The organism is Paenibacillus sp. MAH-35 (assembly GCF_058135425.1).
The window spans coordinates 36,608-51,172 of sequence record NZ_JBYUPU010000002.1; the positions used below are offsets into that span (position 1 = coordinate 36,608).

At 53.7% G+C, this 14,565-nt stretch carries 9 protein-coding genes and 2 pseudogenes; 2 read left to right on the top strand and 9 right to left on the bottom strand.

The genetic code is table 11. From position 1 onward, the window contains the following. Positions 1 to 539: 539 nt before the first annotated feature. The 9 genes and pseudogenes from AC3Y2E_RS01980 to AC3Y2E_RS02020 all read right to left on the bottom strand — a co-directional run. A complete protein-coding gene (locus AC3Y2E_RS01980; protein WP_379206587.1) occupies positions 540 to 1,640 on the bottom strand; it encodes an LCP family protein in 1,101 nt (366 codons plus the stop codon). A gap of 348 nt (positions 1,641 to 1,988) precedes the next feature. Continuing rightward, positions 1,989 to 6,419 (bottom strand): coiled-coil domain-containing protein, encoded by a 4,431-nt coding sequence (locus AC3Y2E_RS01985; protein WP_379206589.1) that lies wholly within the window; start codon positions 6,417 to 6,419, stop codon positions 1,989 to 1,991. After that, positions 6,403 to 7,158 (bottom strand): DUF6063 family protein, encoded by a 756-nt coding sequence (locus AC3Y2E_RS01990; protein WP_379206591.1) that lies wholly within the window; start codon positions 7,156 to 7,158, stop codon positions 6,403 to 6,405. Before AC3Y2E_RS01990 ends, AC3Y2E_RS01985 begins: the two co-directional genes overlap by 17 nt. Beyond that, the gene (locus AC3Y2E_RS01995; protein WP_379206593.1) at positions 7,148 to 8,674 is read right to left on the bottom strand and encodes a replicative DNA helicase; all 1,527 of its coding nucleotides are present in this window, start codon (positions 8,672 to 8,674) and stop codon (positions 7,148 to 7,150) included. The genes AC3Y2E_RS01990 and AC3Y2E_RS01995 overlap by 11 nt, the downstream gene beginning before the upstream one ends. Further along, a complete protein-coding gene (locus AC3Y2E_RS02000) occupies positions 8,662 to 9,714 on the bottom strand; it encodes a Wadjet anti-phage system protein JetD domain-containing protein (protein ID WP_379206595.1) in 1,053 nt (350 codons plus the stop codon). Before AC3Y2E_RS02000 ends, AC3Y2E_RS01995 begins: the two co-directional genes overlap by 13 nt. 262 nt (positions 9,715 to 9,976) lie before the next feature. Next, a complete protein-coding gene (locus AC3Y2E_RS02005) occupies positions 9,977 to 10,546 on the bottom strand; it encodes a Uma2 family endonuclease (protein ID WP_379206597.1) in 570 nt (189 codons plus the stop codon). Positions 10,547 to 10,590: 44 nt separating this feature from the next. Beyond that, positions 10,591 to 10,749 carry a hypothetical protein gene (locus AC3Y2E_RS02010; RefSeq protein ID WP_379206599.1) on the bottom strand — a complete coding sequence of 53 codons (159 nt, stop codon included), beginning with the start codon at positions 10,747 to 10,749 and terminating at the stop codon, positions 10,591 to 10,593. 127 nt (positions 10,750 to 10,876) lie between these two features. After that, positions 10,877 to 11,007: pseudogene (locus AC3Y2E_RS02015) on the bottom strand (IS481-like element ISGur11 family transposase); the annotation flags it as partial. Positions 11,008 to 11,066: 59 nt separating this feature from the next. Continuing rightward, a pseudogene (locus tag AC3Y2E_RS02020) lies at positions 11,067 to 11,426 on the bottom strand (hypothetical protein); the annotation flags it as partial. A gap of 48 nt (positions 11,427 to 11,474) precedes the next feature. Here AC3Y2E_RS02020 and yhbH point away from each other — a divergent pair. Together yhbH and AC3Y2E_RS02030 are read left to right on the top strand one after the other, a co-directional pair. Continuing rightward, positions 11,475 to 12,620, top strand: a complete 1,146-nt coding sequence (gene yhbH, locus AC3Y2E_RS02025; RefSeq protein WP_332072836.1) for a sporulation protein YhbH — start codon at positions 11,475 to 11,477, stop codon at positions 12,618 to 12,620. Between the two features lie 9 nt (positions 12,621 to 12,629). Continuing rightward, a complete protein-coding gene (locus tag AC3Y2E_RS02030; protein ID WP_379206601.1) occupies positions 12,630 to 14,075 on the top strand; it encodes a SpoVR family protein in 1,446 nt (481 codons plus the stop codon). Positions 14,076 to 14,565: the final 490 nt, after the last annotated feature.

Sequence of the window (14,565 nt, forward strand, 5' to 3'; positions counted from 1 at the left end):
TGAGACTGTCAATTCATTGTGTAGAAGTGTTAGCAGACCGTTCCAAGTGAAAAGTTACCTTCTTCTGCTCAAACAGGTTGTCCGGAATCCCTTGATTGAATAAGAATTGTAAGGTAGGGGATTCCAGACAAAACTCGCCAGAAGGTAATCTTTTCCCTTTCCACTTGGTTGTCCACAGTGAATCGACAGCCTCGTTTGTACCCCTTATTTCAACCAACCGTGGGGGGCAACACCCTTTTCGCTTGTTTTAGGAGCTGCTCTTATTTCTCTGTCCAAGCCGGTTTCGGACAAAATAAAGGGTGCAAATCACCTTTATTCGGCTTCTCCCTCCCTGCCTGCCTCCCTCCCTACCTGCCAAGTGGGGAAGAACTGGGTCTCTCTTCCACCCAGAAAGGCTCAAAAAAATCAAAAGAGCCTGCTCCTCCCGGCTGGGAGGGAAACAGGCTCGTGACATCGTCTGACTAGGCTGCGCAACCTTTTTCATAAGCAATCATGGCGAAGAGTTTTCAGTAACGGTGTCCGATTCCTCTCTCCGTCCGCTACCTCATATACGAGCTGACGATCGAATCGAGCGCGGCCCGGTCGGGTTCCCAATACCACAACTTCGAACCGACCAGCGGGTCTTCCTCCGTCACGGAACGCCCGGGTACCGACGAACGTCGGATATTTTTCGGATCGGTATCTTTAAACAGCCAGGCCAGGCTCAGCAGATCGCCGTCCGTCATATTCGTCTCGACCGCCTCCTTGCGCAGCTTCCCGATCAGTTCCGGCAGCTTGGCGATCCGTTCGCGCGACAGCATCTTTTTAACCGCCGCCTTCAAGACGTCCACCTGCCCGGCCTGACGGCCGAAATCGCCATCGGCAAGCGAATACCGCTCCCGGGCGAAACCAAGCGCAGTCTCTCCGTCCATCTGAACGACTCCCGCCGGCAACACTTTCCGCGACGCGCTAATCCGCACCTCTTTCGACAACTCCACCTCGATGCCGCCGATCGCATCGATCAGCTCGACGAAACCTTTCAGATCCGTCTTGACATAATAATGAACCGGAATGCGCAGCAGATTGCTGACGGCCTGGATCGCCGCCCCCGTTGCCTTCTCGCTTCCCCCTTTGACCGCGCCTAGAAAATAAGCATGATTCACCTTCGTTAACCCGACTCCGGGCAAGTATACGCGCGTATCTCTTGGAATCGACAACACATGAACCGACTTCTGATCCGGGTCGACATGGGCGACCATAAGCGCATCCGAGCGGGACGCTTCCTTCTCGCGGCTGTCCAGACCGAGTACAAGCACGTTGAAGCCGGTAGACTCCTCCACTTGATTCGGCTTGCCCGGATTCGGGAGCTCTTCCTGCCTGTCCTTCGCCACAGTATGTTCCGACCGGTTCACTGCAACTGCTTCTCCCGGTTCTTGAACGGGTTCGGGCCGCTCGGTGACCCTATCGCTTAATTCGGCGGCAACGCTGGCAGGAGGAAGCGCGGCAGGTTCGTCCGAATAAGAAGGAACCGCCAATACAGGAAGATGAAACGGATGAAAATGATTGGATGGCTGATACGTTTCGTATACATAAAACCCGCATACTACTAATAACGCAATCAAAATTCCGCCCGAATAGATCCGGAGACGCCACCTTTTCATATGCAATCCCGCCTTATTATTTAGGATGCAGCCGCGAAAAGTCCGCTCTGGCGGCAGTTTTTTTGTTTAGATACAAAGTGTATCATTTAAGTATTCATCATGCAAGCTTCTCTTTCCGCGTTAAGCTCACAGGTGCGAAGAACGATTCCGGACTTTCTATTATTCATAACTATGCTTTTACGCCGCTTCCTATCCCACGGCCGTACGAGAGAATATGCGACTCTGAATGCGACGGCACGTTCGAATTGCATGAAGCGGAGCGGATGATGAAATGCCATATAAAAGAAAAAAGTCCGTTTAATCTCCGCTGCGGGAACGGAAGATTAACAGACCTCGTTATGAACCATGTTACATAAACAGCTCCATCTGCTTGACATCCCCCAGTCTCTCCAGAGAAAACGGCTCATGGTCGCGGAAGTAAGCCTGGTTGATCTCTTTTTCCTTGGTCATGACCAGCTTGCCTCCACCGGCGGCTTGCCGAAGCCTGCAACTGAAGACGACCGGGAAGTAATCTTTCAGAAACTTGCCTTCGGCATGCGCCGTCAGCGCGATGATCTGGAAGCCGAGCTGCTCGGCGATAAAAAACACGGGACTGAGCACATGATCGCTCGAAGCTTTGCCGAACGGATTATCGAGAATGACAGTGCGGTGCCTCTTCATATTTGCCTGGATATGCTGGCGCTTCTCGGCGACATAGTTAAGCAGCCCGAGGAACAGGGTCATATTTTTGCTCCATTTCTCGCCGCCGGACCAGTTGTTCGACTGCTCCCAGGAGAAGGACGCCTTCGTCACGTTGTTCTCATTCGTCACTTTCCGGCAAGTGACTTTCATCGGCTTCTCCTGCAGGACGATTTGCAGAAGCTGCTTCGTATCGAGCCATTTCTCAATCTCCTTGCGAACCGCCGGCTTGACCTCCACCCCGTTGTCGTCCCTGTACGGGCCCTTCTCCAGCTCCGTCAAAATCCATTCCAGATGTTTGCGCAGACGTTCCTTCGCCTCCAGCTCCTCCCACTCGGGGATATGGAACGAGTATATCAGCTTCCACTGATCCTCCACCTTCACCTTCGTTTTGGTCGGAATATCCCGCAGCTCGGAAGCGATTTGCCTGAGATGGCTGTGTACGTGAACGATATATTGCTCCAATTGCTGATTATGGGTGCTCATCGTCTCTTCGGCTACATGATTGACGCGTTCGATCCGGCTGTGCATCTTCTGCTGGAACAAGGCGATCTCCGCGTAGCTGTCCTTCTGTTCGACGCCCTGCTCGGCCATTTCCCGGAGCTTCACATCTTGAATATGTTTCCGGCAAAAATCGTTGAAGTGGGCTCTCGCCTTTTTCACCGCTTTATTCTCGTTCTCCAGAGCTTCCATAGCAGCGGACAAAACGTTCAGCGCGGCTTTGGCGATCTTCATCCGGTCGTACGGAAATTCCGCTTTCCGCTCCTGCGTCAGCAGAGCCGACGGAATAAGCGGGTTTTCAAATCCGTGAATAATTTTGTACTGATTCAGAAATTGGATCACGTCTTCCAGCTTGCCTAGCTGCCCTTGAATGTGCCCTTGGAGCCGCAACAGCCCTTCCTGCTGCTCCTTCAATCGCCGTTCTTCCCCCTGAACCTGCTCCTCGACCTCATACAGCGGTTCATGGAACACTTCAGGCTGCTGACCGGAAAAAGCGCCGGAATACTGCTCGACCAGCAGCCTAACCTTGGTCGCCTGTTCCTTATAGGAATCTTCGCTCCGCTTGCACTCGCTCTTCACCCGCGCAAGACGGGCTTCCTGCTCCCTCAGCTCCTTCAATAGCGCCGACATCTGCTCCTCGCCCGTCGCCATAAATGCGACCTCTTCGTCCAACTCCAGCTCCGCCTGCTCCAGCCGGAGCTTGCTCATCTCCTTCTCCAGCGACAGTTTACTGCTTCTCGCATGGTTCTGGTCGGCCTCGAGCTGCTGTCGTCCTTGAGAGATGCGGTGCAGCTTCAGGTGCAGATCTTTTCGTTCGTTTTTCAGCCACTCCAGACTTTGCTCCGCGGGAACCGGCTGCGAGTCCAGAACCTCTCTATACAGCTCCTGATTGTGGAGGCTTGCTTGTTCCACCTTCAAATAGCCCAATCGGTCGCTCGCGGAATCCATCTTCTGTCTGACATGCCGGATCGTGCTTTGTCTGCCGGTCACTTTGCTTTGCAGCCCTTCGGCCTGCTCCGTATATTGGTCGATAGCCAGATTCAGCGCGCCGATCTCTTTGCCCAGCTCGGCATATTTATGCCCCTTCTCGATCCACTGCTGTAGCTGAACCATCTCGGCCTGCTGGTCGATCATCATCTTCTGGTGCTGGTCGATCGTCTGCTCCGTTTGCCGGATCGATTTCTGGAGCTCCTCCTCCCGGCCCTCCAGTTCCCGGACCCGGTCGCGCGTGAAGCCGACTTGCCTCTCCATCTCTTGGACGGCCTCAAGTGGATATGTCTCGATGAAGCGCAGAAACGCCGCTTGCAGCTCCGAAGCACGCTGCAGCTCCTCCTCCTTCGCTTGCCGCGCCTTAAGAACCTCTTCGCCCTTCTGGGCGATGCTCGTCTTCCAGTCTGCGAAAGCATCCGCATCCGCGTTCTCCCGCCAATGCTGCGGTTCGATCCAGGCCTGCTCCGCGGCGGCGATCGGCGCTTCCGTATTCACGAGCCGCGATGCTTCCTGCGAAGAAAGGACTTGGATCGGATACTGCATATCCTCTGCATGCTGTCTTAACTTGCTGGCCAATAAAGGGACTTCCTGCTCCGTCGTAATTAAGGTGATCGACCAGAGAGGATGGACCGAAGCCCGCTGCGTAAAGCCGATCCCCTGCAAATACTGGATGCCGGTCTCCAGCAACGTGAACTGGTTGCTCCATCTCGCCGCCAGCTCCGCCACATACACGTCCGCGAAAAAAGTATTCTGGCCGCTATAGTCATCGATATAACGGAAAGCGAGACGTTCCTTGAGCAGACAGGCTTCCTTCTCCAGCCGCAGCTTTTCCCGGTCCTCCCCAAGCTGCTCCTCGATGGAGCTCAGCTTATCGTAGACGGACGTGAGCCTCTCCCAGGAAGACCGGTACCGGCCTAGTTTGGAAATCAGAGACTGGTGCTCCTTGCGGAACACTTCCAGATTCCGCTCGGCACCGGTACGATCCCCGAACGCTTGCTTGAGCGCTTCGCCGGTCCGCACCAGCTCCTTGCCGTTCTCCTCCTTGGCGGACGCCAGTTCTTTATTTTTCCGGACGAGCAGCACGTTGCCGTCGTCCAGCTTCTGATAACGCTCGGCCCATCCCTTCATGCTGCCTTCCATACTTTCAACATCCGGGTTGGCCAGCACGCCGCTTCGCAAACTGTCCCGGTCTTTGTGGCGCGCCTCCACGATCGACCGGTGCTCGATGATTCGTCTGTTCAACTCCTCCAGTTGCCCGGACAGCTCCTGCAGCACAGTCTCCTCCAGATTCATCCAGTCGCGGCCTTCCGCCAGCTCCTGCTGAAGCTTCTCTTCCTCCGCCTGCCATTCCCGCTCCAGGCTCATATACAAGCTGCGAATCTGCCCGCCGTTGCTCTCCCAAGCCGCCCGGAGCTCTTCTTCCTCCCGCGTGCTTCCGAGCTGCTCCAGCTCCCGCTGCAAATAATTCATCCGCTCTTCCGCTTGTTTCCATTGCTGCTTGTAGTCGGCCAGACGCAAGGAATAATAGTGACGCTTAGCCGCTCTTACCTGCTGCCCGATCCGCTCCATATCGGCTTCGGCCAAGTTAAGCTTCGTTTCCAGGGCGGCCTGCTCCTGCTTGTTTTTGGCGATATGGAGCGACGCCCGTCTCCGTTCCAGAAGCTGCAGCTGCCGTTCGCTTTCCGCCATCTGGTCACGCAGCCGCGACAGCTTCGCGGACTCCTCTTCCTTCTGCTCGCCCGCGAGCGTCCAGTAAGCTTTCGCTTCCGCTTGTGCGGCCGCATACTCCTGCTGCCTGGCGTCCATTTTGGCGAATATGAGAACGTACTTGTCCAGCTCGGCCAATATTTTCTGGTTTTCCTCGATCTTTTCTTTCAGTTCCTTGTACCGCTTGAAGCTGTCCCGGTGGGATTCGAACGTATCGGCAAACTCGCCCTGGACATAACCCGCCATCGCGTCTTCCACCGTCGGGATCAGCAGCCGGTCGAACAGTTGGGTCGTTGTCTTGCATTCGTCGAAGAAGCTTTCCACGCCGCCCTCCGAGCCGTTGATCTTGGCGATCCGCTCCCATTCCGTTGCGATAATGTGGTAGTCGTTCTCCAGCACCTGCTTGTATTCCTTAATCGTGGGCGGCAGCTTGGCGTTCATTCGTTTGGACGCCATCCCCTGGTAATAGTCGTACATCTCGCCTTTATCCGCAGCCCTCATCTTGCCTGCGCTTTCTCTCACGAACGGAATCCGGTCGATCGCATCGGGGTCCAGGGTCGGATAATCGTACACATACCGGTAAGAATCGAGCCCGGTAGCCGTCAAAAACAAACTGACGCATGTGACGGCATACCGGCGCGGCCTGTCGCTTAAAATCCACTCGATCGCCACATGGGCGGGGCCGTTCTCCAGACTTAACGTATCCTTCATCTTCCGTCCGGCGAGGTCGGTATGCGGGAGCACCGCCTGGATCGCCGTCTGGATAAACACCGTTTTGCCCCCGCCGTTCTCCAGCAAAATCGCTCCGTTATGGCCGTCGAAATGAAACAGCTCGTCGTTGTAACGTTTGTTGCCGTCCTCATAGACGACATTCGTAAACCGGATTTTAGAGATCGCCGGCATGCGTGCTCCCCTCCCCCTCGCTTACGCCAAATTGGTACAGAAATTCCAAAATACCGCGATTGTACTCCAGCTCCATGAAATAACGCTGGACGATGACCTTCGTTTTCTCGGTCAAGGCGATTTCCTGATTGCCGATATCCGCGGCGAGCTCTTGAGCGATCAGAAATTTGCGCACCGTGTCCATGAAGCTGACCCGGCTGATCGTATTGCCGCTTTGCCGGGAGGCCGTTTCTTTAATGTCGTCCATCGCGCTCCATTTCTCGATCAAAGCTGTCCAGTTGTAGGAAAATTCCTTCTCCATCTCCTTCAGCTCGGCTTCGGGATGCGACTTCAGCAGTGTGATACGCTCATTGACGAGCTCCGTCCATTCGTCAAGCCCCAGAAAGCTGCGGGTCGGCTCCATCGTCTGATAGCTGTCGTAAAAAGCACCGATCAGCACAATGATGCTGACATACATCAAATACAAATCGGCATTTACGGCATTGGCCCGCAAATAAGTCCGTTTAAGCGTCTCATTGCTTATATGAAAAGGCGATAACCTTGTCTCCGCAATCATATACAGCTGTTCACCGGCGATCAGCACCGCGCAATCGACCTCGCGGGCGAATTGATCGACCAGACCGCGCACCGCATCGTCCGACATGTATTGCTGCAGCCATTCTTTCCCCGCCGTGCTGTCGCGGGCCAGCAGCGTATAAAGGCGAAATGCTTTCATTACCGTTTCGTTCTCAAGCCCCATCTTGATCCGTATCTCCCCATACTATCTGCATATTCTGAATCGTAAACCTCTCGTTGACGCGAATTGAATCCGGCAGCTCCGTAACGATCAGACAGCGATTTCCGAGGAGCGCGTACATGGCGTCCAGCCATGCGCCTTGCGTTTCGCCCTGACCTCCCTCGCTGTCGTCCGCCCGGAGCGGACTGCGCTGATGCAAATAAATCCAGAAGTCGTAAAACGACCGTTCGCGGAGCAGCCTCGAATATTCGGAGGTTTCAAACCGGCCGATAAACGGCTTCAGCTCGGCCCTCCCGCTCTCTTCCATCGTCAGGAGCAGCTGCTCCATCAGCAGCTTGTACAGCTTCTGCTGAACCGTCTGGTACCGCAGTTCGTCGCTGTCGCCGCCGATCTCCAGAAACTTGTCGTCCCGCTCCTCTCCGGTGCCGTCCTCCATTATATTTTGTTCGGCCCATACCGTCAGCAGCGACCACGTTTTCGTCTCTTCCACGGGAAGGAACGGCGCAAGCACCCCTTTCATCGCTTCCGGCGGCAGCGGCGTACTGAACAGGAGAGAGCCGATGTCCTGATCGAAATTAAACGAATCAAGCCCTGTGTAATACAGCGATTCTTGGGCGGCGCTTAAGGCGTGGGATTTCAGCACCATGCTTTGGTGGAACAGGATCGAATGATCCCCGTGTACTTTCTCCAGCTCGCCCGAGATGCGCAGAATCAGCTCGTAAGGCCGCTGATCCGCCTGCCGGATCGTCTCGGCGTGCACGCGGTCCTTCGTCTCCTTCACGAACTGCCGCAATTCCTCGAACTCCTCGTTTTCCATCTGCAGCCGCATATAAATATCTTCGAGCAGCTCCTTGTACCGTCCGAACGTTTCTTCCGATACGATGTTTCGCTTCAGCTCGTGCTCCAGCTTGACCATCCGCTCCTGCAGCGCTTCTACGTCGATGCGCATTTCGTTGATCTGACGCAGCGCGCCTTCGAACTCGCCCTTCTCCAGCTGCTTGCGCAGCACCAGCTGATGGATCGACAGCTGAAACTCCGAATAAAATTCCTTAGTCGCAAAAACAAGCTCGAGCCCATCTTCGTCGAGCGTGTAGTATTGCGTATTGGTCTTCAGATCGAAGGCGTTGGCTTTCAAAATCGATATGTAAATCCGGTCCGGCTGTCCGCTCTCCCAGTTCATAAAGGCAAAGTCCCGCTTCTTCCCGGTCGTTGGCCGGAACGTCTGGATGATCTGCCGCGCCAAGTCCTCGTAGCCCGCTTCGTCCAGGTCGATGAAGATACCAGTAACTTTCCACAAAAACTGGGCCAAGTCTTTGACGCCGGCCTTGTGGTTGCGCATCAGCTTTTGCTCGAAAAAAAACAGCAGCGTTAGCAGGCCGAGCTCCATCAAGTCGATCGGCTTGTTTTGCCGGTCCGTCTGCCGTTTCCGCTGCAGCTCGTACAGCGGATCGAACAGCGCCAGCTTGGCCATCCGTTCCCTGAACCCGGATACGATCTGACCGATTTCTACGTATTCCATGAAGCGTTCCTCCATATGGCGCCAAGCTCTTCCGTCCGCAATATTTCCTGGGGGTAGTAGCCGCCCTCCGCGAGAAGCGTGCTGATCCTTGCCTGCTCTTCCCGCGTGAAAAAACCACCGAACGTCCGGATCGCTTCGTCGTTGCTCCGCTGATTCTCCTTACCGTATACGAAACTTTTGACCAGACATGCCCGGTAAAAAGGGAGCGCCGGCAGCGCCGGGCAGCCGAACTTCTCCAGCACGCGTTCGTTCAGCGTATGCCAGATCGTGATCCCTTCCGGATCGATATCGCCGAAATAGTAAAACCGGTGAGCAACGTCGCCAAGCGGCAGCTGAAGCGGAAGCAGTTCGATGCTTTTAGCGATCCGCTTGCCTCCGCCGAAAATCAGCGTCGTAAAGGGGACGTCCGGCAAAGCTTGCAGCAGCGCCTGGTACGTCGTTTTATTTTCAACGATAAGGTGTCTGTGAATCGGACTTGCCGGGCACAAACAACGGGGATTCACCGCCATCATCAAAGGGTCCCAGGCGGGAATAATCCGCAGCCGCTCCCATAACCCGATCCGGGTGAGCAGCTCTTTCCCGCGTTTCTCGGTGATCCATTTCTCGTCGCCGACCAGCTCGAAGCTTCGCTCAGGCGCAGGGACGACGGTCTCCGGCAAAGCGCTTTGCCTCAGGTAAGCGTCGATCCGTTCGAGATACGGCCAGTCCCGCTGCCAGTCGTCAAGCTCCATCGCATAGTAGGCATCCAGGCTGATTAAGGGGTGCAGCTTCAGTCTCGCTTGATGAATCTCTTGATGCAGCTCTTCTTTCAGCCGGCTTCTGTGCACTTTATATTGATAGGCGAGAGACGGCAGCTTGCCGGTTCTCCCCTGGCGTTGAACCATCTGCAGCATCCCTGCGGCTTCGAGCTCCAGCACCGCGCGGGAAAATTGCTCGTAGGTGCAAGGCTGTCCCACAAACAACTGTTCCAATTCCTGAAGGGAAGCATGCTGTTTCTTTAAAGTTTGCATATATCGCATGATCTGCGTCTTGGGATCCATGAACATAAGCTCCTGTTAGTAGAAGGATGTGTCTATTATAGCAGAAAACTGCTAAACGAAGCCCGCAACATAGTCGAGAGCATGTCGGCGAGGCGGAGCGGGTTCGCAATAATGAGATGATTCACGGGACAGAGGCGGTTGAGACGTTCCTCGACTCGGTGCTGGCGATTCAGGTACATGTCGATCTGACGCATAAGATGCTTAATATTTTAATATTAAGAACAGAAAAAAACCGATTCGCGCGGGAATCGGCTTTATCGTATTAGGCTTCCAAGTTAAACAGCTTGCCCAGCGATATTTGAAAATCCTTGAACACGTTCGACCGCACGTTATCTTGCTCCATATATAAGTCGCGTACCTGATACACGCCATTCTGCAGCGCATATACATGAACCGTGCGATTGCCAGGATCGACGATCCAATATTCCAAAACGCCATATTTCTGATAAAGATTAAACTTCTCATTGAAGTCTTTCAGCGCCGTAGAAGGCGACAATACCTCGATAATCATAGTTGGCGCGCCTTGACAACCGTTCTTGGAGATCTGATTCTTGGAGCACACCACCGATAGATCCGGCTGCGTCACATGATCAGGCGTATCATATTGATCGCTCTCACTGAAGAATACGTCGAACGGAGCGACAAACACTAAACAGCTCTTATCCTGAAAGTGCGTTCGCAGCGCAAAATGTAACTCTCCTACAATAAACTGGTGAAGAGCAGTCGGTGCCGGTGACATGTTATATGCCTTTCCGTTAATTAATTCCCATGCTCCATCCCAAGACAACCAATCTTGATACGTGTGCTGCTGCTGCTCATCCGGATTGGACATTGTGGATCTCCCTCCTTCGGATTTTTTTACTTGTTACTGCTTATCTATAACTTACCTTGCTTAATCTGTTCAATGATTTCACCTGTCGTATAGATCTTGCCTTGCTTAAGATCCTCTTCGGATTGCTCGATCATTTGATGAAAGTCTGGGTCAGAATCGAGTACATGAATGACCCTTCCTAACGCGCTCGGTTTATTATCCAATGTCGCAACCTCCCTCGATATACTTGTGAAAATCCGGCTGCGTGTACCAGAATTATAACACATCCCTCTACGTTTTCTTAGCGAGAGGGATTTACAATATTAGAGGACTCGAGAAGCGTTGGGATAATCCGTTATCGACGTAAATCGTTTCGGGTATGCCGTGCTCGAGGATTGCCTTCTTCAAGCAATCTTCCAGCCGAGCTATCGTTCTTCCAAATAAAATTGTCCGTGCACCATATACCGCGAGTAATCGTCGACTGCCTTGCCACTACAACGTAGGAGCTCTTCGCTACGATAAGCTCCGCATCTTGTTGGGCTTGCAAAATCATTTCCAAACGTGCAGCATCTTCTTCCGACAACACGCCAAGGTTTTGAGTCAAACGGTGCTTGGGTTTACCGTCTTTATCCCTATACGAAGCAACGATTTTATAATAGTTATAGGTTCTTCTGAAGCCTTCTCCACGTTGAGAGACCCTACGCAAGAGGGCCGATTTCCGGTTCGGAACGCCGCAGGTCAACGGCTTAAAGGACGAACATGCCGTGTCTGCTTTTCTCTTACCCGTCCCCGAATCCGAAAAAACAGTCCTCGTCCCATTCACATATCCCCCCGGTCCGTGAATATATTGATAACAAGCTATCTTTTCCAAAGGCAAGCCGCCGTACTGCACTCCATCCATGCGCGAGGAAGCGCGGGAGCGAAACAACCCAACAGGAGGTGCCGCAACATGACCAATCCGCTGTTTATCGTTTCCCGGGAAGACTGGTCACTCCACCGCAAAGGCTACCAGGACCAAACCCGCCACCAGCAAAAAGTACGCGAAGCGATCAAGCAAAATTTGCCCGACCTCGTCACTGAAGAAAACATCGTCACCTCGCACAATAAGCAAATTATTAAAGTGCCGATCCGCAGTCTCGACGAGTATCGGTTCCGCTATAACTACAACAAGAGCAAGCACGTCGGACAGGGCGACGGTGACAGCCAGGTCGGCGATGTGCTCGGCGTCGATCCGTCCGCAGCGAATCCTGGGAAAGGCGAAGGGGCCGGCGACCAGCCGGGCGAAGACTACTTCGAGGCGGAGATCAGCATGGAAGAACTCCAGTCGATGCTGTTCGAGGAGCTGGAGCTGCCCTACATGGAACAGAAGCAAAAAGACAATTTGCAGACACAGGAAATTCAATTTAACGACATCCGCAAAAAGGGGATCATGTCCAATATCGACAAAAAGCGGACCATCCTTGAAAATTTGCGCCGCAACGCCGGTTCCGGCTCGCCGGGCATCCACCATATCTCCCCCGACGACCTGCGGTTTAAAACCTGGGACGAAGTCGTCGTCCCTCACTCGAACGCGCTCATTCTCGCGATGATGGACACGTCGGGCTCGATGGGCAGCTTCGAGAAATATATCGCGCGCAGCTTCTTTTTCTGGATGACGCGTTTTTTGCGGACGAAATACGAGAAGGTCGAGATCGTCTTCATCGCCCATCATACCGAAGCGAAGGAAGTCAGCGAGGAAGAGTTTTTCACCAAAGGCGAAAGCGGCGGGACGATCTGCTCGTCCGCTTATCAGAAAGCGCTTGAGATTATCGACCGCCGCTATCCGTCGTCCCACTATAACATATACCCGTTCCATTTCTCCGACGGCGACAATTTGACGAGCGACAACGAGCGGTGCGTCAAGCTGATCGAGAAGCTGCTCGAGCGGAGCAACATGTTCGGCTACGGGGAGGTTAACCAGTACAATCGGAGCAGCACGCTGATGTCCGCGTACCGGCACATTCAATATCCCCGCTTCCAGCACTGCGTCATCCGCGAGAAGGGCGAAGTGTACAAGGCGCTGAAGACGTTTTTCACGAAAGGCAAAGAGGGGTGAGCGAAAGCGATGCATCCGGACGAAATCAAACAGCTGGAGCGGGCGATCGACGAAATTACCGAAATCGCGCAAGGATTCGGGCTCGACTTTTACCCGATGCGGTACGAAATATGCCCTTCCGATATTATTTATACGTTTGGCGCCTACGGCATGCCGACCCGGTTCAGCCATTGGAGCTTCGGAAAAACGTTCAATAAAATGAAGATGCAGTACGACTTCGGGCTCAGCAAAATCTACGAGCTCGTCATCAACTCGAATCCGTGTTACGCCTTTCTGCTCGACGGCAACTCCTTGATCCAGAACAAGCTGATCGTAGCGCACGTGCTCGCCCACTGCGATTTTTTCAAAAACAACGCCCGGTTCTCGAAGACGAACCGCAACATGGTCGAGAGCATGTCGGCGACGGCCGAACGGGTTCGCGAATATGAGATGATCCACGGGACGGAAGCGGTCGAGACGTTCCTCGACTCGGTGCTGGCGATCCAGGAGCACGTCGATCCGACGCTCGTCAAGCCGTATTATGGCGACAAAGAGCGGCGCGATGCGGAAGCGAAAGCGAAGCTGAAGCCCCATCAGCACCGAGGCAAGACGGGTTACGAGGATTTGTGGGAGCTGACCGACGATCCCGAGGAGAAAGCGAAGGCGGAGCGCGAACGCCAGGAGCAGCCGAAGCGATTTCCGCCCAAGCCGGAAAAAGATCTGCTTTATTTCCTCGAGGAGCACTCCCCCATCCTGGAAGAGTGGCAGCGGGATATCGTGACGATGCTGCGCGACGAGATGTTGTACTTCTGGCCGCAGATGGAGACCAAAATTATGAACGAAGGCTGGGCGTCTTACTGGCACCAGCGCATCGTCCGGGAGCTCGATCTGACGAGCGAGGAGACGATCGAATACGCCAAGCTGAACAGCGGGGTCGTGCAGCCGTCTCGGCACAGCCTGAACCCGTATTATTTGGGACTGAAAATATTCGAGGATATCGAGAAGCGCTGGGAATCCCCCTCCGAGGAAGCACGGGATCGTTACGGCTACAAGCCCGGGCGCGGGCGCGAAAAAATATTCGAAGTGCGCGAATTCGACTCCGACACGTCGTTCGTCCGCAACTATTTGACCAAAGAGCTGGTCGACGAGCTGGATCTGTACGTGTTCGAGAAAAAAGGGCCGGAGTGGAAAATTACCGAGAAAACGTGGGAATCGGTGCGCGATACGCTCGTCTACTCCCGGATCAACGGCGGCTTCCCCGTCCTGCATGTGGTTGACGGCAACCATACGAACAACGGGGAGCTGTATATGAAACATTCGTACGAGGGCATCGAGCTGGACATCAAATATTTGGAGAAGACGCTGCCTTACGTGCAGAAGCTGTGGGGGCGAACCGTCCATCTGGAGACGATTATCGAAGATAAGAGCGTGCTGTTCACGTATGACGGGAAGAAGCAGCACCGGAAGTTTATGTGATGGTCATGGGAATGCCTGTCTGGGATTTGTGCCTGGGCGGGCTTTTTGTTTTGGAATCTTCAGGTTCGCTGACGGCTGTGGACCCTGCATTTTGTGTTTATTTGGAATTTCAACTACTTTATCACTTTCGGAAAACCTATAAAACTGTTACTGAACGAAGCGTTTTTTTAACTATTATTTTACCGTGGAATGGAGTGAGTTTATGAGAAAGTTTCTATTAGGCTTCCTGGCAGGTGCCGTGCTATTTTCGGTGAGCCGAGTCAATGCGTCCAACTTGCTGGAAGCCGTTCGGTTCCCCGTAACACTCCTTATTCACGGGAAGGTTACGCGATTCATTTGGCAGCGATGCGGTTATGGAAGCTGAATGTTCGTCCATCGTTAGTTCGAATGGAGAATTATACGGCAAGCCGTATACCGAATTTACTTTGAAAGGATGCAGTCCGGATCGGGAGACGTATGCGCTTTATAAATTGTTTGGCAGATGATATTT